Source organism: Bradyrhizobium denitrificans (assembly GCF_013179005.1).
In the GTDB taxonomy this organism is placed as follows: Bacteria; Pseudomonadota; Alphaproteobacteria; order Rhizobiales; family Xanthobacteraceae; genus Bradyrhizobium; species Bradyrhizobium denitrificans.
The window spans coordinates 1-23,594 of the sequence record NZ_JABFDP010000047.1; the positions used below are offsets into that span (position 1 = coordinate 1).

The 23,594-nt window shown below is 66.7% G+C and carries 18 protein-coding genes and 1 pseudogene; 11 read left to right on the top strand and 8 right to left on the bottom strand.

What is annotated here, in order from left to right; genetic code table 11:
- Together HL671_RS34985 and HL671_RS34990 are read left to right on the top strand one after the other, a co-directional pair.
- Window positions 1–134: pseudogene (locus HL671_RS34985) on the top strand (IS5/IS1182 family transposase); the annotation flags it as partial.
- Window positions 135–327: 193 nt separating this feature from the next.
- A complete protein-coding gene (locus HL671_RS34990) occupies window positions 328–1,125 on the top strand; it encodes a DUF502 domain-containing protein (protein WP_012044226.1) in 798 nt (265 codons plus the stop codon).
- Between the two features lie 12 nt (window positions 1,126–1,137).
- Here the strand turns inward: HL671_RS34990 and HL671_RS34995 are convergent, their stop codons facing one another.
- Window positions 1,138–1,509, bottom strand: coding sequence for a VOC family protein (locus tag HL671_RS34995; RefSeq protein WP_012044225.1), 372 nt, complete (start codon window positions 1,507–1,509; stop codon window positions 1,138–1,140).
- A 275-nt stretch (window positions 1,510–1,784) separates the two neighbouring features.
- Between HL671_RS34995 and HL671_RS35000 the strand changes: the two genes are divergently transcribed.
- Both HL671_RS35000 and HL671_RS35005 read left to right on the top strand, forming a co-directional pair.
- Window positions 1,785–3,665, top strand: coding sequence for an autotransporter domain-containing protein (locus HL671_RS35000; RefSeq protein ID WP_172243059.1), 1,881 nt, complete (start codon window positions 1,785–1,787; stop codon window positions 3,663–3,665).
- Between the two features lie 154 nt (window positions 3,666–3,819).
- A complete protein-coding gene (locus tag HL671_RS35005; protein WP_172243061.1) occupies window positions 3,820–4,674 on the top strand; it encodes an NAD(P)-dependent oxidoreductase in 855 nt (284 codons plus the stop codon).
- A gap of 108 nt (window positions 4,675–4,782) precedes the next feature.
- Here HL671_RS35005 and recG read toward each other — a convergent pair whose 3' ends face one another.
- Window positions 4,783–6,885, bottom strand: a complete 2,103-nt coding sequence (gene recG / locus HL671_RS35010; protein ID WP_172243064.1) for an ATP-dependent DNA helicase RecG — start codon at window positions 6,883–6,885, stop codon at window positions 4,783–4,785.
- A 191-nt stretch (window positions 6,886–7,076) separates the two neighbouring features.
- Here recG and HL671_RS35015 point away from each other — a divergent pair, with 191 nt between their 5' ends.
- Together HL671_RS35015 and mfd are read left to right on the top strand one after the other, a co-directional pair.
- A complete protein-coding gene (locus HL671_RS35015) occupies window positions 7,077–7,364 on the top strand; it encodes a succinate dehydrogenase assembly factor 2 (RefSeq protein ID WP_012044220.1) in 288 nt (95 codons plus the stop codon).
- Window positions 7,364–10,879 carry a transcription-repair coupling factor gene (gene mfd, locus HL671_RS35020; protein WP_172243067.1) on the top strand — a complete coding sequence of 1,172 codons (3,516 nt, stop codon included), beginning with the start codon at window positions 7,364–7,366 and terminating at the stop codon, window positions 10,877–10,879. The genes HL671_RS35015 and mfd overlap by 1 nt, the downstream gene beginning before the upstream one ends.
- 406 nt (window positions 10,880–11,285) lie before the next feature.
- Here the strand turns inward: mfd and HL671_RS35025 are convergent, their stop codons facing one another.
- The 3 genes from HL671_RS35025 to HL671_RS35035 form a co-directional block, all read right to left on the bottom strand.
- Window positions 11,286–12,518, bottom strand: a complete 1,233-nt coding sequence (locus HL671_RS35025; protein WP_172243070.1) for a GGDEF domain-containing protein — start codon at window positions 12,516–12,518, stop codon at window positions 11,286–11,288.
- Window positions 12,519–12,723: 205 nt separating this feature from the next.
- Window positions 12,724–14,232, bottom strand: a complete 1,509-nt coding sequence (locus HL671_RS35030; protein ID WP_172243073.1) for a class I adenylate-forming enzyme family protein — start codon at window positions 14,230–14,232, stop codon at window positions 12,724–12,726.
- Window positions 14,233–14,283: 51 nt separating this feature from the next.
- Window positions 14,284–16,089 (bottom strand): extracellular solute-binding protein, encoded by a 1,806-nt coding sequence (locus HL671_RS35035; RefSeq protein WP_172243076.1) that lies wholly within the window; start codon window positions 16,087–16,089, stop codon window positions 14,284–14,286.
- Between the two features lie 281 nt (window positions 16,090–16,370).
- On the opposite strand from HL671_RS35035, the gene HL671_RS35040 reads away from it, so the two are divergent.
- Complete coding sequence (locus HL671_RS35040) at window positions 16,371–17,162, top strand: invasion associated locus B family protein (protein ID WP_041750767.1); 792 nt, start codon at window positions 16,371–16,373, stop codon at window positions 17,160–17,162.
- A gap of 134 nt (window positions 17,163–17,296) precedes the next feature.
- Here the strand turns inward: HL671_RS35040 and hspQ are convergent, their stop codons facing one another.
- Complete coding sequence (gene hspQ / locus HL671_RS35045; protein ID WP_012044213.1) at window positions 17,297–17,629, bottom strand: heat shock protein HspQ; 333 nt, start codon at window positions 17,627–17,629, stop codon at window positions 17,297–17,299.
- A 132-nt stretch (window positions 17,630–17,761) separates the two neighbouring features.
- Here hspQ and HL671_RS35050 point away from each other — a divergent pair, with 132 nt between their 5' ends.
- Window positions 17,762–18,715: an AEC family transporter gene (locus HL671_RS35050; RefSeq protein WP_172243079.1), complete on the top strand. Its 954-nt coding sequence runs from the start codon at window positions 17,762–17,764 to the stop codon at window positions 18,713–18,715.
- Window positions 18,716–18,724: 9 nt separating this feature from the next.
- On the opposite strand, the gene HL671_RS35055 is transcribed toward HL671_RS35050, so the two are convergent.
- Complete coding sequence (locus HL671_RS35055; RefSeq protein ID WP_172243082.1) at window positions 18,725–19,924, bottom strand: UbiH/UbiF family hydroxylase; 1,200 nt, start codon at window positions 19,922–19,924, stop codon at window positions 18,725–18,727.
- A gap of 108 nt (window positions 19,925–20,032) precedes the next feature.
- Here HL671_RS35055 and pcsA point away from each other — a divergent pair, with 108 nt between their 5' ends.
- From pcsA to HL671_RS35070, 3 genes are all read left to right on the top strand, one after another.
- Window positions 20,033–20,767: a phosphatidylcholine synthase gene (gene pcsA, locus HL671_RS35060; protein WP_172243085.1), complete on the top strand. Its 735-nt coding sequence runs from the start codon at window positions 20,033–20,035 to the stop codon at window positions 20,765–20,767.
- A complete protein-coding gene (locus HL671_RS35065; protein ID WP_172243104.1) occupies window positions 20,764–21,489 on the top strand; it encodes a TerC family protein in 726 nt (241 codons plus the stop codon). The genes pcsA and HL671_RS35065 overlap by 4 nt, the downstream gene beginning before the upstream one ends.
- A gap of 173 nt (window positions 21,490–21,662) precedes the next feature.
- Complete coding sequence (locus HL671_RS35070) at window positions 21,663–22,637, top strand: quinone oxidoreductase family protein (protein WP_041750766.1); 975 nt, start codon at window positions 21,663–21,665, stop codon at window positions 22,635–22,637.
- Window positions 22,638–22,742: 105 nt separating this feature from the next.
- On the opposite strand, the gene HL671_RS35075 is transcribed toward HL671_RS35070, so the two are convergent.
- On the bottom strand, window positions 22,743–23,495 hold the full coding sequence (locus tag HL671_RS35075) for a hypothetical protein (RefSeq protein WP_172243107.1): 753 nt from the start codon (window positions 23,493–23,495) through the stop codon (window positions 22,743–22,745).
- Window positions 23,496–23,594 lie beyond the last annotated feature (99 nt).

The window sequence follows — 23,594 nt, forward strand, 5'->3', positions numbered from 1 at the left end:
TCGAACGCTTCTTCAACAAGTTGAAGCATTTCCGCCGCATCGCGACCCGCTACGATAAGAGCGCTCGCAATTTCCTCTCCGCCGTCTTGCTCGCCTCAACCCGCCTCTGGATGCGGTTTGAGTCCACGACCTAGCGCCGGATCTGCTCTTCGGGCGGTGTCATGCCGCGGATTGTGCGGAAAAAAGGCGACACGGATCATCACAATCGTCCGGCGGATGGGTCACACGGCAGCGGCAAAGCGCCCGGCTGTGTCGGAAAGGGGGCCTTACCCTTCCAAAAATCTGCTAAGACCCTAGCTGAGATTTGATCCGACCCCGGAAGTCCGCATGAGTTCCCGCGACGACCTGCCGCCCCAAAACGATCCCTTGGCCGATGCTCAAGCCGAGACGCCCCATCATGGGCTGATGTTTCGGTTTCGAAACTATTTTCTGACCGGTCTGGTCGTCGCTGGCCCCGTCGCCATCACGCTCTACATCACCTGGTGGTTTGTGACCTGGGTGGACGGTTTGGTGCGGCCGTTCGTGCCGCTGGTTTACCGTCCCGAGACCTATCTGCCGTTCGGCGTCCCGGGCTCCGGCCTGATCGTCGCCGTGATCGGTCTCACGCTGCTCGGCTTCCTGACCGCCAACCTGATCGGCCGCACGCTCGTCGATCTCGGCGAGCGGCTGCTCGGCCGCATCCCGGCGGTGCGCGCGATCTATCGTGGCCTCAAGCAGGTGTTCGAGACGCTGTTCTCAGGCAAGGGCTCCAGCCTGCGCCGCGTCGGCCTGGTCGAGTTTCCCTCGCCCGGAATGTGGTCGATCGTGCTGATCTCGCAGCCGCCGAGCGTCGAGGTCGCGAGCCGGCTGCCCGGCGACGAGGAGCAGATCTCGGTGTTCCTGCCGTGTGCGCCGAACCCGACCACGGGCTTCTTTTTCTATCTGCCGAAGAGCAAGATCATCGAGATCGACATGAGCGCCGAGGACGCGGCGACTCTCATCATGTCGGCCGGCGTGGTGCAGCCCGGATCCGATCAGCAGAAGAAGGTCGCGGCGCTCGCCAATGTGGCCAACGCCGCGCGCATCGCCAATTCCCAGGCGCAGCCATCGGCGCGCCTGGAGCCGGAGACCGCCAAGGCCGACTGACAAGCTCGGTCGTCACGCGTCCTGCGGCACGAACACGCGCAGCCGATGCCCGTCGGGATCGAGCGCCACGAAGGTGGTGCCGAAATCCATCCGCGTTGGCGCCTGCGTAATTCGTAGGCCGCGGGCCTTCCAATCGTCGTGAAGCCTCTGGACCTCGCCGGCATCGGCCACCGTGAAGGCCACCTCGCTGCAGCCCGCCGCGCCGGCTGCAGCCGGTTCGACCGTGTGCCGCGACCACAATCCCAGCATAACGCCCTCGCGCAGCGGGAGCATCGCGAAGGTCGGTGATTGCTCGACGATCGGGCTGCCGAGCAGGCCGGCATAGAAGGTCGCGCTGCTCGGTGGGTTGTCGACATACAGGATGAGAAAGCTGAAATCGGGCATTGTCGGTCTCCAGTGTCAGCGCCGGCGGCGCCGTCTGAGCCCGCAAACTACCCGTGCCGCTGCCGGATTCTGTCAGCAGCCTGCATGGCCGCAGGTGGCGGCTTGCCGTGCGCCGGATGGACCGACGTTCATTGGGCGGCACGCTGCGCTGCATGATGATGCGCGAAAGGCACAGAGCATCCTGGTGTTCTCTCTACAACCGCAAGGTGGTGGTCCTGCAACCCGTCGCCATGGAAACATTCAGTCAACAAATGTAAGGCGTTGGGGAGGCGCGTATGAGGCCTGTGAGCAGGACGTCGTTGTTGTGTGCAGTTGCCCTCTCGGGGGCGTGTTTGCAACCATCGGGGCCCGCGTCCGCCCAAACCGCCTTCACGCGCATTCAGGCCTTCGGCGACAGCTACGCCGATACGGGCAATCTCTGGACCTTCACTGGCGGCATCGGCAAGCTGCCGCTCTATCCCACCGGGCGCTTCAGCGGCGGCACCAATTTCGTCGACACGACCTCGGCGCTGCTCGGCATCCCCCAGCTCAATTACGCCATCGGCGGCGCCACCAGCGGCACCACCAACGTGGCCGGCCCCGGCATTCCCGGCTTCTTCCAGGAATGGAGCGGATTGACCGGCTTTTCGGGCAAGATCTCGTCGACCGATCTGGTCGAGATTTCGATCGGCGGCAATGATGCGCGGGCCTATTACCGCGCCGGCGGTTCGCTCGCCGGTGCACCGGTCGCCGCCGCGGTCACCGCGCAGCAGGCGATGGCCGGCATCAACGCGCTGGTCGGCAGCGGCGCGCGCAACATCGTGTTCACGGCCGGCGATGTCAGCACGCTGCCGGAGGCGGTCGGCAACGCCAATGCGCCAGCCGGCGCGGCCTACAGCAGGACCTATAACAGCCTGATGCAGGCATCGCTCGCCGGCGTTGCGCGCTCGGGTGTGCGCGTCGAATATGTCGACACCGGGCTGATCGGCACGCTGATCCAGGCCAATCCCCAGCGCTACGGCTTCAGCAATGTCGGTGCGTGTCCGGTCGCATGCATCGGCAATCCGGCGCTGCAGAACCAATATCTGTTCTATGTCGACGGGGTGCACCTGACCTCGCACGGCTTCGAGGTGCTCGGGCAATACATCGTCAACCGCCTCAACGCGCCGCTGACCTTTGCGCCGCAGGGCGACGTGGCCTCGATCACGGCCATGGGCTTTGCCGCGACCTTGTTCGGCAAGCTCGATCAGTTCCGCGAAACCGCCGGGTTCGCGCCGTCGACGATGAATTCGTTCGCAGCCGTCACCAAGGCGCCTTACACCAAGGCGCCGCCGCTCGCGGCCATCAGCCCGTGGTCGTTCTACATGCAGGGCAATGGCGGCATCAGCGACCGGCAGGGCAATGTCGCCGCCAACGGCTTCAATCTCGACAGTGTCGGCGGCACCATCGGCGTCGAGTACCGGCTAGCGGCGAACGCATTCATCGGCACCGCCTTCGACTATTCCAATCCGAAGGCGCGGCTGTTCAACAATGCCGGCACCACCGACGCGAACTCCTATCAGTTCGGCCTGTACGGTGCCTGGGCCAGCAGCAACCTGTTTGCCGAAGGCCTCGCCACCGTCGGCCACCAGGATTATCGCAACACCCGGCCGGGCGTCGTCGACACCATCACCTCCAATCCCGGCGGCACCACCTTCGTCGCCGCCGGCAAGGCCGGCTATCTGTTCGATGCCGGCGCCGCCAAGATCGGGCCGATCGGCGGGCTGACCTATGCGCGGGCCCGCGTCGACGGCTTCACCGAGGCCGGTGATCCCGCGCTGACGCTGACCGTCGGCTCGCAGACCGCCGAGACCCTGATCGGCAGCCTCGGCGTGCAGCTGCGGACGCCGTTCCAGATGCAGGGCGCCACGATCCATCCCTATCTGAACCTGACGCTCGACGACGACATCATCGGCAATGGCCGCCTGATCCAGTACAGCGCGACCTCGGCGCCCGTGATCGTCAACAACTGGACGGTGCCGAACGGCACCTCGCACAATGTGTATGGCCGGGTCAGCGCCGGCGTGGTGGCGCCGTTCTGGAGCAATGTGGCGCTGACGGCCAACGTGTCGCGCACCATCGGCCGGAGCGGCGGTGACGACTTCTTCGGCAGCGGCGGGCTGAAGATCTCGTTCTGATTGCGGTCGGCGCAGCAGGCGCTGGGGGGCGCGGCTGCTGCGACGGTCGTGGAGGGGCAGTCCGGAAGGGCTGCCCCTCGGTTTTCGCCGGTTCAGTTTTGTCATGAGATGCGCGTAGTCTCCGCGACCGTTCTTGAAATCGGAGACAGTCCTCATGCCCCCCAGCATTGCCGTCATCGCCCCCGGCTCCATGGGCAGCGCCATCGCCGCCCGCCTCGTCGAACATGGCTGCAAGGTGCCGACCCTGCTTGAGGGACGCAGCGAGGCGACACGGAGGAGGGCCGCGGCGGCCGGCATGACCGGCGCCAGCGCGGCCGAGATCGCCGATGCGGATCTCATCCTGTCGATCGTGCCGCCGGGCGAGGCGGTGGCGCTGGCCGAGCAGCTCGCGACCGTCATCAACCGCAATTCCAGGAAGCCGCTCATCGTCGACTGCAACGCCGTCAATGTCGAGACCATCCGGCGGATCGAGGACATCGTGCTGTCGTCGGGCGCGCGCCTGGTCGATGCCGCGATCATCGGTCTGCCGCCGAAGCCCGGAACGAAAGGACCGGCGTTCTATGTGAGCGGCGACGCCGCTAGCGACATCGCCGTGCTGGGCCAGCTCGGGCTCGACCTGCGACTGATCGAAGGACCGATCGGCGCGGCCTCGGCGTTGAAGATGTCCTATGCCGGCATCAACAAGGGCCTGACGGGGCTCGGCGCGGCCATGGTGCTCGCGGCCACGCGCGCCGGCGCCGCCGACGCGCTGCGCGATGAACTCGCGCTCAGCCTGCCGCACGTCCAGGCGCGGCTCGCCAACGCGCTGCCGGACATGCTGCCAAAGGCCTATCGCTGGGTCGCCGAGATGCGCGAGATCGCGGGCTTCCTCGGCGAGGATCATCCGGCCGCGCTGATCTATGAAGGCTTTGCCCGGCTGTTCGAGCACATCGCCGCGGATGTGCAGGGGCAGGGCACCGAGGCGGCGCAACTCGTGGCCTTCGCCGAGCGGTGCAAGGCGAAGACGTAGGCTCAGCTCTCTCCACGCGTCATTGCGAGCGCAGCGGCGCAGCGAAGCAATCCAGGGCCGAGCAAGGACTCTGGATTGCGTCGCTGCGCTCGCAATGACGGCGAATTTTTACCCCGCCGTCAGCAGCGGGATCGCCTCGTCGCGTTCGTAGAGATACAGCAGGCAGCGCAGCGCGTCGCTGCGCGGGCCCTTGAGCTTGGGATCCTCTTTGAGGATCCGCAGCGCCTCGTCGCGCGCCTGCGTGATCAGCTGGGCGTGTACCTCGGGGCGGGCGATGCGATAGCCGGGCAGGCCGCTCTGGCGGATGCCGAGCACGTCGCCTTCGCCGCGCAGCTTGAGGTCCTCCTCGGCGATGCGGAAGCCGTCGGTGGTCTCGCGGATCACCGCGAGCCGCGCCTTCGACATCTGTCCGAGCGGCTCGTGATAGAGCAGGATGCAGGTCGAGGCCTCCGAGCCGCGGCCGATGCGGCCGCGCAATTGGTGGAGCTGGGCGAGACCGAAGCGCTCGGCATTCTCGATCACCATGATGGTCGCGGCCGGCACGTCGACGCCGACCTCGACCACGGTCGTCGCAACCAGGAGGCGCAGCTCATGCGCCGCGAAGCGGCCCATGACCTCGTCCTTCTCGCTGCCCTTCATCTTGCCGTGGACCAGGCCGACCTTGTCGCCGAAGCGCTCGCGCAGGCTCTCGAAGCGGTCGGTCGCATTGGTGAGATGATCGATGCCTTCGGCCTCGGATTCCTCGACCAGCGGACAGATCCAGTACACCAGCTTGCCGGCCTGCAAAGCGCGGCCGACGGCGTCGATGACCTCACCGAGCCTGGTATCGGCCACCACGCGCGTATCGATCGGCTGGCGTCCCGCCGGCTTCTCGCGCAGCTCGGAAATGTCCATGTCGCCGAAGTAAGTGAGGACCAGGGTGCGCGGGATCGGCGTCGCCGACAGCACCAGCACGTCGACGGCCTCGCCCTTGGAGGTGAGCGCCAGCCGCTCGCGCACGCCGAAGCGGTGCTGCTCGTCGACAATGGCGAGCGCCAGCGATTTGAAGATCACGTCGTCCTGGATCAGCGCGTGGGTGCCGATCAGGAGGTCGATCTCACCCGCTTCGAGCCGGCCGAGAATGTCGCGGCGCTCCTTGCCCTTCTCGCGGCCAGTCAGGATCGCGACGTTCATGCCGGCGCGCTCGGCAAGGGGCGCGATGGTCTTGGCGTGCTGGCGCGCCAGGATCTCGGTCGGCGCCATCAGCGCCGCCTGCTTGCCGGCTTCGGCGACGGCCGCGGCGGCGAGCAGCGCCACAACCGTCTTGCCCGAGCCGACATCGCCCTGCAGCAGCCGGAGCATGCGCACGGGCTTTTCGAGATCGGCCGCGATGGCGTCGAGCGCCCCGGCCTGCGAGTTGGTCAGCGCATAGGGCAGGGCGTCGATGATCTTGCGGCGCAGATGGCCGTCGCCGGCATGGCGGTTGCCGGCGGGCCGGCGCAGCTGCGCCCGCACCAGCGCCAGCGCCAACTGCCCGGCGAGCAGCTCGTCGAAGGCGAGCCGCGACCAGAACGGGTTTTCGGGCAGGATGTCGGTCAGCTCCTGCGGCCCATGCACCCGCGTCAGCGCCTCCTTCAGCGGGGGGAAGTTGCAGCGGTTGAGCACTTCGGGGCTGATCCATTCCGGCAAGTCCGGCAGCTTGGTCAGCGCCGCGGCGATCGCGCGCCGCAGGGAACCGAGCGCGAGGCCCTCGGTCAGCGGATAGACCGGGTCGATGCCGGACAGCTTGGCAAAGGCCGCTTCGTCCAGGATGGGATGGGGGTGGACGATCTGCGGCACGCCATCATACATCTGGACGGTGCCGGAGACGTAGCGCTTGGCGCCGACCGGCAGCATCTTCTCGATGTAGTCGCCCTTGGGCCGGAAGAAGGTCAGCACGACGTCGCCGGTCTCGTCGCTGGCATAAACCAGATAGGGCGCGCGGGCGTTACGCGACGGGCGGTGGCGGTCGACGGTGACCTCGAGTGTCACCACGGTTCCGACTTCGGCGTCGCGGACCTTGGGCCGGTTGCGGCGGTCGATCACGCTGGCCGGCAGGTGCAGCAGCAGGTCGACCAGGCGCGGCGTCTCGCTGCAGCTGAGCAGATAGCGCAGCAGCTTGTCCTGCTTCGGTCCGACCCCGGACAGGGTGGTGACCGGCGCAAACAGCGGATTGAGGATGGCAGGACGCATGGGGCGAACACTTAAAGCGGTTGTGGGGCGGAATAGCCGCGAATGCCAAGACATCCACCTCTTTTTGTTGCGGGCGGCCCGGCATGCCGGTTCTGCGGCCGGGGAGGGCTGACACCGGCCCCGCGCACCGCTATATCGAACCGCGCCCGGCACCGTCCGGGCTTTCGGCGTTGTACTGCAGGGATACCGCGATGACTGGGACCACCCGATCGAGCCAAGGCTTAGACGACCGCCGCAAGCGGCTTCTGTTCCGCTGCTGGCATCGCGGCACCCGCGAGATGGACCTGATCCTCGGCCGCTTCGCCGACGCCGAGATCGGCACCCTCTCCGAGGGCGAGCTGGCGGAGCTGGAGCAGCTGCTGGAAGTGCCGGACCCGGATTTCTATGCCGCCGTGACCGGTGCCCGGCCGCTGCCGCCGGAGCAGACGCCGGCGCTGTTCGCACGCATCAAGGCGTTCCGCGCGGCGGATGCCGATTGATGAAGAGCCCGGTCAAGTCGCCTGCCGAGCATCTCGCGCCGGGCCGCGCGCTGACGCTCGCCAATGTCGCCGAGGGGGCCGAGGGTCTGGTCGTCTCCGACCTCGCGCGCGCGATCGCAGCCAAGCCGAAGCCGCCGGCGGTGAGCCTCGCCGTGGTGTGCCGCGACGGCGCGCGGATGCAGCAGCTGGCACGGGCGCTCGACTTCTTCGCGCCTGACCTGCCGGTGATGCAGTTCCCGGCCTGGGACTGCCAGCCCTATGACCGCGTCTCGCCGCATGGCGGCATCCTGGCGCAGCGCGTGACGACCTTGGCGCGGCTGTCGCGGCTGGCCGGCAGCGACAAGCCGCTGATCGTGCTGACCACGGTCAATGCGATCGTGCAGCGCGTGCCGTCGCGTGACACCATGGCCGGGCAGGCGCTGTCGGTGGCGCCGGGCCATGTCGTGCCGATGAACTCGGTGGTCGCCTGGCTCGAGCACAATGGCTATGTCAGGTCGTCGACCGTGCGTGAGAGCGGCGAATATGCCGTGCGCGGCGGCATCCTCGATCTGTTCCCCGCCGGCCTCGACCAGCCGGTGCGTTTCGACTTCTTCGGCGACAGCCTGGAATCGATCCGCACCTTCGATGCCGAGACCCAGCGCACCCTGCTCGACATGCGCTCGCTCGATCTGGTGCCGGTCTCCGAATTCCAGCTCGTCACCGACACCATCCGCCGCTTCCGCATGGGCTATGTCGCCGAGTTCGGCGCGCCTGAGCGCGACGACGCGCTGTACGAGGCCGTCAGCGAAGGCCGCCGCTATCCCGGCATGGAGCACTGGCTGCCGCTGTTCCACGACAAGATGGAGACCTTGTTCGACTATCTGCCGAACACGCCGATCGTGATCGAGCCGCAGGGCGAGGACGCCGCGCGCGAACGCTTCAAGCAGATCATCGATTATTACGACGCGCGCCGCGAGGCGATGGAGCATCCCGGCGGCGGCGCGATCTACAAGCCGCTGACGGTCGACCGGCTATATCTGACATCGTCCGAATGGGCTGAGCGGCTGGAAAGCGTGCCGCTGGCGCGGATGACTCCGTTTGCCGTGCCCGAAGCGGCAGGCGTGGTCGACATCGGCGCGCGCCAGGGCCGCAATTTCGCGCCCGAGCGCAACGACGCCGCCGTCAACGTGTTCGAGGCCGTGGTGGCGCATGTGCAGGCGCTGCAATCGGTGCGCAAGAAGGTCGTGATCGCGCTGTGGAGCGAGGGCTCGCGCGACCGCATGGCCAGCATGTTGAAGGACCACAAGCTGATCCATGTCACCAGCGTCAACACCTGGCGCATGGTGCAGGCGACGCCGCGCAACGAGACCATGCTCGCGGTGCTCGGGCTGGAGACCGGCTTCGAGACCGACCAGATCGCCATCATCTCCGAGCAGGACATTCTCGGCGACCGCCTGGTGCGGCCGCGCCGGGCGAGCCGCAAGCTCGACAATTTCATCTCGGAGGTGACGAGTCTGGCCATCGGCGACATCGTCGTCCATGTCGATCACGGCATCGGCCGCTTCGTCGGCCTGCAGACGCTGGAGGTCGCCGGCGCGCCGCATGACTGTCTCGAACTGCGCTATGCCGGCGAGACCAAGCTGTATCTGCCGGTCGAGAACATCGAGCTGCTGTCGCGCTACGGCTCCGACCAGACCAGTGTCGAGCTCGACAAGCTCGGCGGCTCCGGCTGGCAGACCCGCAAGGCGAAGCTGAAGAATCGCATCCGCGAGATGGCCGGCGAGCTGATCAAGATCGCCGCCGAGCGCATGCTGCACGAGGCGCCGAAGCTGCCGGTGCAGGCCGGCCTCTACGACGAGTTCTGCGCGCGCTTCCCCTATGACGAAACCGAGGACCAGCTCACCGCGATCCAGGCGACGCTCGCCGATCTCGAGGCGGGCCGGCCGATGGACCGGCTGGTCTGCGGCGACGTCGGCTTCGGCAAGACCGAGGTGGCGCTGCGCGCCGCGTTTGCGGTGGCACTCGACGGCAAACAGGTCGCCGTGGTCGTGCCGACCACGCTGCTCGCGCGCCAGCACGCGAAGACCTTCACCGAGCGCTTCAAGGGCTTTCCGGTCAATGTCGCGCAGGCGTCGCGGCTGGTCTCGACCAAGGAGCTCAACCAGGTCAAGAAGGGGCTGGCCGACGGCTCGGTCGACATCGTCGTCGGCACCCATGCGCTGCTCGGCAAGTCGGTCAAGTTCCGCGACCTCGGCCTCGTCATCGTCGACGAGGAGCAGCATTTCGGCGTCGGCCACAAGGAGCGGCTGAAGCAGCTGCGCGCCGAGGTGCACGTGCTGACCCTGTCGGCGACGCCGATCCCGCGCACCTTGCAACTCGCTTTGACCGGCGTGCGCGAGCTGTCGATCATCGCCTCGCCGCCGGTCGATCGTCTCGCCGTGCGCACCTTCGTCGCGCCGCATGATCCCGTGATGATCCGCGAGGCGCTGCTGCGCGAGCGCTATCGCGGCGGCCAGGCGTTCTATGTCGTGCCGCGCATCGACGATCTCGCCGAGGTCAAGGAGTTCCTCGACAAGACCGTGCCGGAGATGAAGGTCGCGGTCGCGCATGGCCAGATGGCGCCGACGGTCATCGAGGACATCATCGGGGCGTTCTACGACGGCAAGTTCGACATCCTGCTGTCGACCACGATCGTCGAATCCGGCCTCGACATTCCCCGCGCCAACACGCTGATCGTGCACCGCGCCGACATGTTCGGCCTTGCGCAGCTCTATCAGCTGCGTGGCCGCGTCGGCCGCTCCAAGCTGCGCGCCTATGCGCTGTTCACGCTGCCATCGACGCACAAGATCAGTGCGCAGGCCGAGAAGCGGCTCGGCGTGCTGCAGTCGCTGGAGACACTCGGCGCCGGCTTCCAGCTCGCCAGCCACGATCTCGACATCCGCGGCGCTGGCAATCTGCTCGGCGACGAGCAGTCCGGCCACATCAAGGAGGTCGGCTTCGAGCTCTATCAGTCGATGCTGGAAGAGGCGATCGAGAACCTCAAGGCCGGCATCACCGAGCCGACGGTCGACCGCTGGTCGCCGCAGATCACGATCGGCATGCCCGTGCTGATCCCGGAGGACTACGTCTCCGATCTGTCAGTGCGGCTGTCGCTGTACCGCCGGCTGGCCGATCTCGAAACCGACGAGGAGATCGAGAATTTCGCTGCCGAGCTGCGCGACCGTTTCGGCAAGCTGCCGGACGAGACGCGCTATCTGTTCAAGGTCGCCGCGATCAAGAACTACTGCCGCAGGGCCAATGTCGAGAAGGTCGATGCCGGCCCGAAGGGCGCTGTCATCGCCTTCCGCGACAACAGCTTCGCCTATCCCGACCGCCTCGTCGCCTTCATCAAGCGCCACGGCCAGGCCGCCAAGGTGCGCCCCGACATGAAGGTGGTGTTCCTGCAGGTCTGGGAGACGCCGGAGGAACGGCTGGCCGGAACGACGGATATTCTCAAGGAGCTGGCAGAGCTCGCGGAGAAGAAGAAGGCGGCGTAGCGCCGCGTTCATCGCCGTTCGCCTGCGGGCTCTCAGCTCGGCTGGGGCCCTCGTCACCCGCCGCCGCGAGTCATAGCAGCCGCCATCCGAAATGCAGCGCAAAGCTGGCGATGAGAAAGACCGACACGATCGCGATCACGCTGACCCAGTCGGTCTCGTCGCGGGATTGTCTGTTTTGCATCGCGCAAGGCTCCGCTTCACATGATGCCTCGAGTTCCAGGTTGGATGACATCAGACGAGTAGGGCAAATGCGCGATCTCACGATGTAGGTGTTTGGCTGAGATCGTGACCACAACCGTCATTGCGAGCGCAGCGGCGCAGCGAAGCAATCCAGAGTCCCGTCCGAACACTGGATTGCTTCGCTTTGCGCTTCGCTCGCAATGATGGGGCGGGCTGTGCCGCAATCTCACGACGCCGCGCGCTGCGCCTCGTTGTAGACGCGCGCCAGCAGGGTGCGCGCGGTGTCGCCGGGCTGCAGCGCGGCGATGGTGATCGCGGGCTCGGTGCGGGCGTCGCGCTTGCCGTGGGAGGTGTGGCGCATCACGCCGGAGAGACGGCGGGCGATGGCGTGGGCCGATCGCAGGTCGGTCTCGGCGAACACGACGATGACCGAGCCGTTGTCCTCGTGGGTGCCGAAATCCATCCGCCGCATCAGCCGGCTGATGATGCGCGCGCCGTCATATTGGGCGCGCGGACTGACCGGATCGAAGGCGAAACGCGCCACGGCGAGGCTGCCGCCGCTCTTCTGGGTCTGGCTGACGGCGGTCGCGAAGTCGCGTGCGAAGGCGGTCCGGGTGAGCAGGCCGGTCTGCGGATCGAGCATGCCTCCGGCTTCGATGGCGCGCAGCGTGCGGTTGAGGCGAGCCTCGAAGGCATGCTGCCGGATCAGGGGTAGGGCGCTGGCCGCGATGTGGGCGGGAGCGCCGGCGATGATCTCGAGATTGGCGAGCTCCTGCAGCGGCGCTGGCTGGTTGGCGGTGACGACGACGGCGAGGTTGCGGAAGCGGGTGTCCTCGGCGAGAACGGCGAGGAAGGCATCGACGACGCGCGGCGAAAACCCTTCGCCGAGCACGATGCCGTCGATGTCGCGGCTCGACAGATGCTTGGCCGCGGCTTCGATGCTCAGCGCGCCGACGACGGCCATGCGCTCGCCGAGCGCCACCGACAGCCCGGGAAGCGAGCCGCCGCGGCCGAGCAGCAGCACCGTCGCATCGCTGAGCGGGTCGGTGTCCGGCATCGTGGCGTCCGGCGCCTTCTTCTCGTCGAGCCGCCGCAGCACCGTCGTGTGCAGCGTGCGGACGCGCAACGCAGCGCGCAGTCGCGCCAGCAGGCGGTCGGTGTTGTCGCTGCCATGCAGGGGAATGGCGTTGTCGGGCAGGGTCGTCTCGCCCGGCGCGATCGCGATCAGCGGAACATAGGGCTTGCGCGCGTCCAGATGCTGCGAGACCGCGCGCATCTCGCTCGCATCGGCGTCCTCCATCACGGCCAGCACGGCGGCCGGTTGAACGCGGGAGATGATCCCGGCCGCAGCGTCCCAGCGCGCTTCCATCGTCGGCAGGATTTGCGCCGCATCGAGGGCCGCAGTCAGTGAAGGCCGCGAAGACCGGGAGACGATGAGGAGCGGGCCGTGTTGGGACATCCAGGAAACTCAGGATACGCTGATGACAACGTGCGATCCTAGGTCTCCGACGTTAACGCGGCGTCAACACTGTTCCGAGTGGCGAGGCCGCGCAAATACAACTCATGACGCGGCATGAGTTGCCGCCTCCATGAGTCGCCGCCGGTTTGATTGGCTGCCTCGATGCAGCGACCGTTGAGCGCCTCGCAGAGCCGCAATGGCTGTGTCAACCGGACTGATTGGCGCGGTCGCGAAACGCCTCGACCATCAGCGGATTGAGTCCGAGTTCGGCAAGTGCGTCGCGGGCTCGCGCATTGTCCATCGCGCGTCCGGCGAGCCGGTGACCGCTGAGCCGATCGGGCAAAGCCGTCAGCAGCGCGCCCTGGCCGAGCCGGCGCGACCATTCGTGCAGGTCCTGGGCGAGGAAGCGGTAGCCGCCCACGGCCATGACGCCGGCGGGAGGCGCGGTGATCGAGATGGTGTCATGGGCGCGGTCGAGCCTGACGGCATATTCGGTATCGACATAGTCGCGCGGCGGTGCCGGCATCAGTGAATCGCTCGGCGGTGGCGCCGGCGCATAGGCGGCGACCACGACCATCGGTCCGCGCAGTCCCAGCGTGCCCTTCGGCGTGACCAGGATCTCGCCGGCGATCGACGAGCCCGGCTGCTCGCGCGGGGCACCCTGGCGGCCGGGCTTGACGGGACCGGGATTGCCGTCGGCCGCGGTGCGGCGCACTGCGAACAATCCGGCCTCGCCGAACAGATAGACGTCCGAGAACTCGATCTCGCGCGTCTTCCAGGCCGGGCTCGAGGCGACCTGTTCCGGTGCCCGCCAGAGGCCGAGCACATAGCGCAGGTTGGGCAGGCGGCCGGCGAGGTCGCTGCCGTCGAGGCGCAGCACGAGCTGCGCCGGCGCAATCAGCGTGTCGCACGCGAGTTCGGCGAGCTGCTGCTCCAGCACCTCGGCATCGAAGGGGTGATGCAGGGCCAGGCTGCCGCCCGACAGCAGCCAGGTGACCACCGAGGCGGCGAGACCGGCGAAGGACGAGGGCAGGAAGGCCGACATCATGTTCACGCCTTGGGGCAGATCGCTCTCCAAGGAGATGGCCAGCCCACCGGCGATCAGGCTCAGATGGCTGCGCGGCACGGCGCGGAAGCCGTCGGCGGTGACATCGAACGATACGATCGCGGCCTTGCGACCGTCCGGCATCACGCCGCGCGTCGATTGCGACGGTTTGGCGATGGATTGGTCGAGCGAGAACATGCCCTCGGGCAGATCATTGCCGAAGCCGCAGACGTGCCGGATCGAGAACGCCTCCGCCGCGGCATGCATCGCGAGGTCAGCATGGATGACGCCATCGATCTTGGACATCGTCACGATCGCCCGCGCGCTGGTGCGGTTCAAGGCGGCGACCAGTTCGGCCTGCCGCCAGAGCAGCGGAAACACAGCGACCACGAGGCCGGCGCGATGCGCCGCCAGCACCGTCAGCACAAACTCGATGGTGTTGGGCAACTGCACGGCAATCACCGAGTGCGGCGGCAGGCCGGCATCGATGAAATGCGCCGCCAGCGCCGAGATCACGCGGTCGGCCTCCGCATAGGTCAGGCGCATCGGCGCCCGCCCGGTGATCCGCTGCTTGTTGATCGGATCGACCAACGCAATCGCGTCCGGCTTGCGCGCCAGAATGCGTTGAAACAACGCGTCAAGCGTCGGCGACGTATTGGCCTGGTTCACCTGCTGCCCCGTGCTTTCCCGGATCCGGCGTCGACCAACTGCCCCGGTTGGTCATTTGGTTGCCGGCTCCGGCCGCTGCCACCAGCTTTCCGGGAGCGCTCCCGTCAAGGCTGTCCTGTCTGGTCGTTCTATCCGATTCCACCGCGCAATCCATTCCTCGGCGGCGTTGAGCACTGGAATAGCGTAGAAGCCAGCCATCAGGGTACGGTCCAATGCGCGGACCGTCGAGATAAATTCCGGCCTGTCGCGAGCCCGCAACAGCGCCGCGATCATGGCGTCGATGGCAGGGTCCTTGGCGCCCATGTAGTTTCGGGTTCCGGTCCTGTCGGCTGCCTCGCTGCCCCAATAGAACGCCTGCTCGTTGCCCGGCGACAGCGATTGATCCCACCTGTTCTGGATCATGTCGAACGCGAAGCTGAGCCGACGCTGGTCGAATTGCACGGGGTCGACAACCCTGATCGCCGCGTTGATGCCGGCGCGCTTGAGACTGCCGGCATAGGCGAGCGCGATGCGTTCCTGGTCCCGTGTGGTGACAAGGATCTCGAATGCGAGCGGCTGCCGGGTCGTCCGGTGCCGCAGCACCGTGCCGTCGAAGCCGTAGCCGGCCTCTTCCAGGAGATCGAGCGCGGCCTTGAGCGCGGTGCGATCGCGGCCCGATCCGTCGGTCACCGGCAGGCGGTAGCTGCCGTCCATGATGTCGGGCGGTATCCGGGCCGTGAACGGCTTCAAGAGCTCGCGCTCCGTGGCGTCTGCGGCGCGTCCATAGGCCGAGAGCTCGGAGCCAGCGAAATAGCCGCCGCTCCGCCGGTAGAGGCCGAAGAAGTAGTTGCGGTTGATCCATTCGAAATCGAACAGGAGGGTCAATGCACGCCGCACCTTGATGTCGGCGAACACCGGCCGGCGCGTGTTGAACACCAGGAACTGCGACGGTTGCGGCATGCCGGAGGTGACACTGTCGCGGATGATTTCGCCGTCGCGGGCCGCCGGGAAATCATAGCCGTCGTGCCAGCGCAGCGGCTCGTTCTCGACGCGGACATCGTAGAGCCCGCGTTTGAAGGCTTCGAACTGCCCATTGGCCTCGCGATAATAGTCCAGCCGGATCTCGTCGAAGTTCCACAATCCCCGATTGATCGGCAGGTCGCGGCCCCAATAATCCGGATTGCGGGTCAGGGTGACGCTTGCGCCCGGCCGGACCGCGGTGACGCGGTAGGGGCCGGAGCCGACCGGGGCCGCCATCGACGTGTCCTCGAAGGTCGCGACATCGGTGGCGTGCTTCGGCAGGATCGGCATCAGGCCGAGGATCAGCGGCAGTTCGCGATCGGCGACGCCGCCGAAGTCGAACCGGATCGTGAGCGGATCGAGCACCTCGACCTTGGCCACCTTGCCGTAGAACTGCCGGTGGTTCGGCCGGCCATGCTCACGCAGCAGGTTCCAGGAGAATGACACGTCGTCGGCCAGCACGGGCTGCCCGTCGGAAAAACGGGCGCGCGGATCCAGCCGGAAGGTGACATAGGTGCGCTCGTCGTCGGTCTCGACGGTTCGCGCGAGCAGTCCATACAGGGTGAACGGCTCGTCATTGCCGCGGGTCAGCAGGCTCTCGAACACATGGGTGCGGATTTGTTGCACCGCAACGCCGCGCACGATGAAGGGATTGAGGCTGTCGAAGGTGCCAAGCAGGCCCCAAACCAGCCGGCCACCCTTAGGCGCTTGCGGATTCACATAGGGCAAGTGCTGGAAGTCGGCCGGCAAAGCCGGGCTGCCGTGCATCGCGATCGCCGAACTTTCCGAGGCTGTTGCGGCGAAGCCGTGGACGGACAGCGACAGCGCCATGACCACGGCACAGCGGCGCAGCGCCATGCGGGAGAGGCGCTGCAACCTTGGGAACAGGGCACAAGCATCTGATTCGAAATGGGGCACAACAGGCTTTTAACACAGGCCCGTAAGCGCTAGACCGCAGCAACGTCGTGGTCTCGCGGCATTGATCTTTCCGCATACCGCGTTATGAAAGCGGGCGATTAAGCTGGGCGGCAACGCCTGTCACTTAACCGCCTCATTTCCTGAGGAGACAGCCGCTTCAACGGCTTGGTGTGGCGCCTTTGGCGGTCTCGGGCGCTGCCGTTCAGAAAGGGTTTTCCGCAATGAATTTCCGTGACTTGGCCTCGTCGGTTGGGCCGCGTGGGCGGCTCATCGCCCTGCTGGCGGTCACCGCGCTGGCTGTTCCCTTCGCTTCGGCTGCGCAAGCACAGGCTCCGGCGCCTGCTGCGCCCAAGGCGAAGGCTCCCGCTGCCGCTCCAAAAGGTCCCGCTCCGGCCGCGCAGGCCCCTGCCACGCCTCCCGCCGGCGGCCAGCCGCAGCAGGCCCAGCAGGAGATGCCGCAGCTGATCTACGCGCCCTGGACCAAGTTCTGCCTGAAGGGGCAGGACGCCAACGCCAAGCAGGTCTGCTTCATCGGCAAGGACGGCCGCATCGAGTCCGGTCAGCCGGTGGTTGCAGCCGTGATCATCGAGCCCGAGGGCGAGCCGCGCAAGATCCTGCGCGTGACCCTGCCGCTCGGCATGCAGCTGCAGCCGGGCACCCGTATCGCGGTCGACACCGGCAACCCGATCGACGGCAAATATGTCATCTGCTTCCAGAACGGCTGCATGTCCGACTATGAGGCGACGCCGGATTTCGTGAACAGCCTGAAGAAGGGCCAGACCCTCTACGTGCAAGCGATCAACTCGAACGGCACCGCGCTGACGCTGCCGCTGCCGCTGCAGGAGGGCAACAGCAGCTTCGCCAAGGCCTATGACGGTCCGCCGACCGACCCGAAGGAGTTCGAGAAGACCCAGCAGAAGCTGCAGGAAGAGCTGCAGAAGCGCGCCGAGGAGCAGCGCAAGAAGCTGGAGCAGACCCAGGGCGCCCAGCCCCAGCCGCAGGCGAAACAGTAACGCGGGCCTCGCCCCGACATTCCGAAAAACAAAAGGCGCTCCGAGGGGAGCGCCTTTTTTGTTCGGATCGTTCGGCGGGAGCGGGCTCTGATAGAGGCTGCTGAAATGCTTCGCGCGCCGTCGCCTCGTGCCGCTCAGTTCAACAGCGGGTTGCGCGGACGGTAGCCGCCGGACTTGTCCTTGATGAAGATCTCGGCAACCTGGGAGTGCCGGATCGGCTCGCCGGAATCGTCCGGAACCAGGTTCTGCTCGGAGACATAGGCGACGTATTCGGACTCAGCGTTCTCCGCCAGCAAATGGTAGAAGGGCTGATCCTTGTGCGGGCGAACCTCTTCGGGGATCGACAGCCACCATTCCTCGGTGTTGTTGAACTCCGGATCGATGTCAAAGATCACGCCACGGAACGAGAACACCCGGTGCCGGACGATCTGACCGATCTGAAATTTGGCGGTTCGCGCTTTGATCATTCTTGTCGAATAGACCAGGATTGAGGCTGATGCTAGTGCCCGGAAGGCGGATTTAATCTAGACCGCCGCCGATTCGGCGGCCAGCCGCCGCTCCCGCATCCCAGGCCCGCGACGGGTCACCTTCCGAGCGCCATGTTCGACATTCTCAATCTGGCCTTGCCCTATTTCGGCGTTGTTTTCATAGGGTTCGCCTGCGGTAAATGGAAGAAGCTGCCCGAATCCGGGCTGGCCTGGATGAACTTCTTCCTGCTCTACGTGTCGCTGCCAGCCTTGATGTTCAACCTGATCGCGCGCACGCCGTTTGCGGAGCTGAGCAACCCACCATTCCTGGTTGCAACGACGCTCGCCACCATGCTCACTTTCAGCCTGGCGCTGCTGCTCGGCAAGCTGATCGGCCGGCTGTCGCTGCGCGAGGCGACCATGGCGGGGCTCGCCGGCGGCTATGGGAACATCGGTTACATGGGGCCGGGACTGGCGCTGTCGGTGCTCGGCGCCAAGGCCGCGGCGCCGACGGCGCTGATCTTCTGCTGCGACAGCATCTTCCTGTTCTCAATCGTGCCGCTGCTGGTGGAACTGACCGAGCGCGACCATGCCTCGGTGGCGCATGCGCTGCGCACGGTGCTGCGCCAGATTGTGCAGAACCCGCTGATCATGGCGACCGCGGCCGGCATCCTGGCGGCGGCGCTGCAGTTGCATCCGCCGACGGTGTTCGATCGCATCCTGCAATTCCTGCAGAACGCCGCGGCGCCGACGGCGCTGTTTGCCCTGGGCGTGACCGTGGCCCTGCGGCCGTTCGAGCGGCTGCCCTGGGAGGTGCCGGTGCTTACCCTCGTGAAGCTCGTGGTCCACCCGCTGCTGTCGTTCGGGCTGATGCTGCTGTTCGGGCCGTTCGCGCAGCCCTGGGCGGCCACGGCCGTCCTGATGGCGGCGCTGCCGCCGGCGCTCAATGTGTTCGTGATCGCGCGCCAGCATGACAGTTGGATCGAGCCGGCCTCGTCAGCGGTGCTGATCGGCACCTTCGCCTCGGTGGTCACGCTGACCACCGTGATGTGGCTGATCCAGAGCGGCCGGCTGGTGTTTCCCTGAGGCCGGTGCTCAGCCCGCTTTGCGCGCGTTGCGCCAGGACGGCGCCAGTCCCTCGCGCATCGCCAGCCGCCGCAACGGACCGAAGCCGCCGATCAGATGCATGCCGACCGCACGCAGCGACTGCATCGGCACGAGATCGCTGAGCAGCGAGCGGTTGGCGACGTCGATGACGAAGGTGCGGCTCAGGATGTCGGCGCGGCGCGCCGCGCCATAGCGGGCGATCACCTGGGGCGCGCCGAGATCCTCGCCGGCTGCTTTCGCCTTGCTCACGACAGACGCGAGATCGATGCCGTCGCGCAGTCCGAGATTCAATCCCTGCGCGCCGATCGGGGGCACCACATGGGCGGCCTCGCCGATCAAGGCGACGCGGTTCTGGGCGTAGCGCTGCGGCCGCTCGATCGCGAGCGGGAACAGATGGCGGCCAGGCTCGACATGAACGCGACCGAAGATCGAATGCGATTGCCGCTCGGCGGCCGCGGACAGCGCGTCGTCGTCGAGCGCGTAAAGCCGCTCCGCCTCCTTCGGCGCCGCGACCCAGACGACGCTGCAGCGGTCGCCGGGCAGGGGCACGAACACGCAGGGGCCCTGCGGCGTATGGAATTCGGTCGAGACCTCATGGTGCGGACGCGCATGGGTGATGTTGAAGGTCAGCGCCGCCTGTTGCAGCGTCCTCCGGCTCACACCGATGCCGGCCGCCTCGCGGCACAGCGAATGCCGCCCGTCGGCCCCGACCACCAGCTGCGCCGTCAGGCTGCGTCCGGAGCTCGTGGTGACTGTGACGGCATTGGCATCGCAACGCACGCTCTCGGCGTCCTCCGCGATCCGCGACAGCTGGTCGATGTCAGCCGCCCGCCGCTCCAGCGCGTCGACCAGGACGGCATTGGCGATGTTGTAGCCGAACACGTCCAGACCGATCTCGCTCGCAACGAAGCGCACTTCAGGCGCGCGGATCAGCCGGCCGGTATCATCGACGAGCCGCATCGCCTTGAGGCCGGCGGCGCGATCGCGGCACAACGGCCAGACGCCGAGCTCGTCGAGAAAGTCGACGGAGCCGCCGAGCAGGGCCGTTGTGCGATTGTCCGCATAGGGCGCCTGACGGGCCACGAGCGCCGTGCGCGCCCCGGTTTGCGACAGGGCGATGGCAGCCGCTAGTCCCGCGGGGCCGCCGCCGACGACGATGACATCGAAGCTGGCTTCTGTGTTGGTCATGGTGGAACATTTGACGTTCCCGCCGGCCTTTTTCAAGGGCACTGCGCGGCGCATGGTCGCAATCGCCGATATGCAATCGGCTCCGATTCCTGATAGCAGTGGACCGGCATGGATCAGGTCAGACCCGAGGGCGCAGTATCAGTCACGCCGGCGCACCGCGCTGCCGCGTTCTCGGTGCATGTGTTCACCGCGCTCGGCGCCGGCGTGGCGCTGCTCGCGATGTTGCAAGCCGTTCGCGAGCATTGGACGGCGATGTTCTGGTGGCTCGGCGTGGCGCTGATCATCGATGGCATCGACGGGCCGCTGGCGCGCTGGCTCGACGTCGCCAATGTCCAGCCGGACTGGTCGGGGGACGTGCTCGATCTCGTGGTTGACTTCACGACCTATGTGTTCGTGCCGGCCTATGCGATCACCGCCAGCGGCATGCTGCTGCCGCTGGCTGCGCCCGTGATCGGGGTCGCCATCGCGGTGACCGGCGCGCTGTATTTCGCCGACCGCCGCATGAAGAGCGCCGACAATCATTTTCGCGGCTTCCCGGGCCTGTGGAATATCGCCGCGTTCTATTTGTTCCTGCTGCATCCGCCGCCGCTGCTCGGCACGCTCGGCCTCGCGATCCTGATCGCGCTGACCTTCGTGCCGTTTCACGTCATCCATCCCGTGCGCGTCGCGCGGCTGCGCTGGCTGACATTGCCGCTGATCGCGCTCTGGGCCGTTCTGGTGATCGATGTGCTGGCGGAGAATTTCACCGTGAGCCCGATCGTGACGGCACTGCTGTGCGCGATCGGCCTCTACATCGTGGCGAGCGACTCCGCGATCCGTCTGTTGAGATCCCTGAAAGCATGATCGACCTCCTGACCAGCCCCGAAGCCTGGGCCGCGCTGCTGACATTGACGGCGCTTGAAATCGTTCTCGGCATCGACAATGTGATCTTCCTGTCGGTGATCACCTCGCGCATCCCGCAACCGCAGGCGACGCGCGCGCGGCAGATCGGGCTGGCGCTGGCGCTGATCTTCCGCATCCTGCTGCTCAGCGTGCTGGTCTGGCTGATCGGCCTCACCCAGCCGGTGTTCTCGATCGGCGGTCTCGGCTTCTCCTGGCGCGACATCATCCTGATCGCCGGCGGCCTGTTCCTGATCGCCAAGGCGACGCATGAGATCCATGCCGAGGTCGAGGCGCGCGAGGAGGAGGGGCCGCAGACCGGGGGCGCCAACAAGTTCTTCTGGGTGATCCTGCAGATCATCGTGATCGATCTGGTGTTCTCGCTGGACTCGATCATCACCGCGATCGGCATGGCCCAGGATCTCGAGATCATGATCGCCGCGGTCATTATCGCCGTCATCATCATGTACGTCTCCTCGGGACCGGTCGCCCGTTTCGTGGCGAACCATCCGACCACCAAGATGCTGGCGCTCGCCTTCCTGGTCCTCATCGGCGTCGCGCTGGTTGCTGACGGCTTCGAGTTCCACATTCCGCGCGGCTACATCTATTTCGCCATCGTCTTCGCGCTCGCGGTCGAGGCCTTCAACGTGTTGGCCTCGCGCAACCGCAGGAAGCGCAAGGGCTGAGTTGACAAGGACCGCGTGATCGCCTTGGCTTTTGCCTGCGGCTGCGCCTCGAGCGCCGGCTGCGGTCAGGCTCCTTCGACGAGCCGGATGTCCGACGAGAATCAGGTAATTGTCGAAGGGTCTTGGCCGGCTCCCAAAAGTTGGCCAAGCGGGCCTGGAGGGGAGATCGCGGGATGGCGAAGGCGGTGCGCGTGCACAAGGTGGGAGGCCCCGAGGCGCTGGTCTATGAGCCGGTCGATCTCGCCGCCCCCGGTCCGGGCGAGGTCCGCATCCGCCAGCATGCGATCGGATTGAACTTCATCGACGTCTATTACCGCACCGGCCTGTACAAGGCGCCGGGCCTGCCCTTCATCGCCGGCAATGAGGCGGCCGGCGAGGTGATCGCCGTCGGGCCGGGCGTGACGCATTTCCATCCCGGCGATCGCGTCGCCTACTACGAAAATCTCGGCGGCTACGCCACCGAGCGCAACATCGCCTGGCAGCGCCTGGTCAAGCTGCCCGACCACATCACCTATGAGCAGGGCGCGGTGCTGATGCTCAAGGGTTTGACGGTGTGGTATCTGCTGCACAAGACCTTCAAGGTCGAGCCGCATCATCGCGTGCTGATCCATGCGGCGGCCGGCGGGATCGGCCTGTTGGCCTGCCAATGGGCGCGGGCGCTCGGCGCCCATGTCATCGGGACCGTCGGCTCCAGGGCCAAGGCCGACCTGGCGCTCGCCAACGGCTGCGATCACGTCATCCTCTACAACGAGGAGGACTTCGTCGCCCGGGTCAAGCAGATCAGCCGCGGCGAATTGTGCGACGTGGTCTATGACGGCGTCGGCAAGTCGACCTTCCCCGGCTCGTTGTCCTGCCTGAAGCCGCGCGGCCTGTTCGTCAGCTTCGGCAACGCCTCCGGACCGGTGCCGCCATTCTCGATCGCGGAGCTCAACAGCCACGGCTCGTTATTCGCGACCCGTCCGAAGCTCAACGACTATGTCGGAAAGCGATCGGAATTGCTGGAAGGCGCGGACACGCTGTTCGCGGCGGTCATCAGCGGCAAGCTGCACGTTCCGATCAATCACGCTTATGCGCTGAAGGATGCGGCCAAGGCGCATGCCGATCTGGAAAGCCGCGCCACGACCGGAGCCTCGATCCTCAAGCCGTGACGAGCCAGAGCATGATCCGGAAAAGTGGAAACCGGTTTTCCGAAAAGATCATGCTCAAACAAAGAGGAAAGATCATGATGCGTTTCCATGGACACGCATCATGATCTAGCTCTCGTCGCCGGCCGGCGCACCGCCGTCGGCGGCGCGGCTCCAGAGCATCGCATTGGCCTGGCCGGCCGGCGGCTGTTCGATCCGGGCGGGGGCGAGGCTGTCCTTGCCATCGCGCCAGGCGCGCTCGCGCGCGGGGTCGTCGAGGGCCAGCGCAAGGCCCTGGTTCAATTCATAAAGATCGGCAGCAAGGCCAGCCTCCGCGAGGGCTGACCGCAGCGCATCCTGGATCAAGCCGCGCAAGGCGATATGAGGTGCCGACACCGGGACATCCACGTCGCGTCCGGCCATGGCTTGGTTGCAGGCGCGTCGGTCGAACGAGGCGTGGCCGCGGCAGGCCAGCGGACGGGCGGGGTGGATGATGCAGGCGCCGCGCACCACGAAGGGGCAGGGTTCGCGCAGCTTCATCCGCTCGACCTCGTCCAAGCCGCGCGTGGTGCGGTTGGCGAGTTGCACGCGTCGGGACAGGAGGCCGAGGGCCGTCCTCGGCGCCCGCTGATCAATCTGCCTGATGTAGCGCGCCAGCAGAAAGATCTCCGGCGCGGTGGCCGTGACGCGCAGCGCGCAGCAAGACGGGCATCCCTTGTCGCAGGCCAGCACAGGCAGATCGGCCGACTGGACGCCGATATTGGCCTCGAACAGGTTGAACGCCTGCTCGGTCAATGTCTCGACAGCGGCACCCGATCCGGGCCGGCTGGCCAGCAGCGTGCGGAAGGTCTGTTGCAGTTCTCCGAAGATCGATCGCGCCACCGCGGTACTCCCATGGCCAGAACAGATCCAATCGACCGCGGCGCACCCGGCGCGCCGCGGTCAAGAGGGCGAGGCAGAGAGGACGCTCGCTGCCTCATC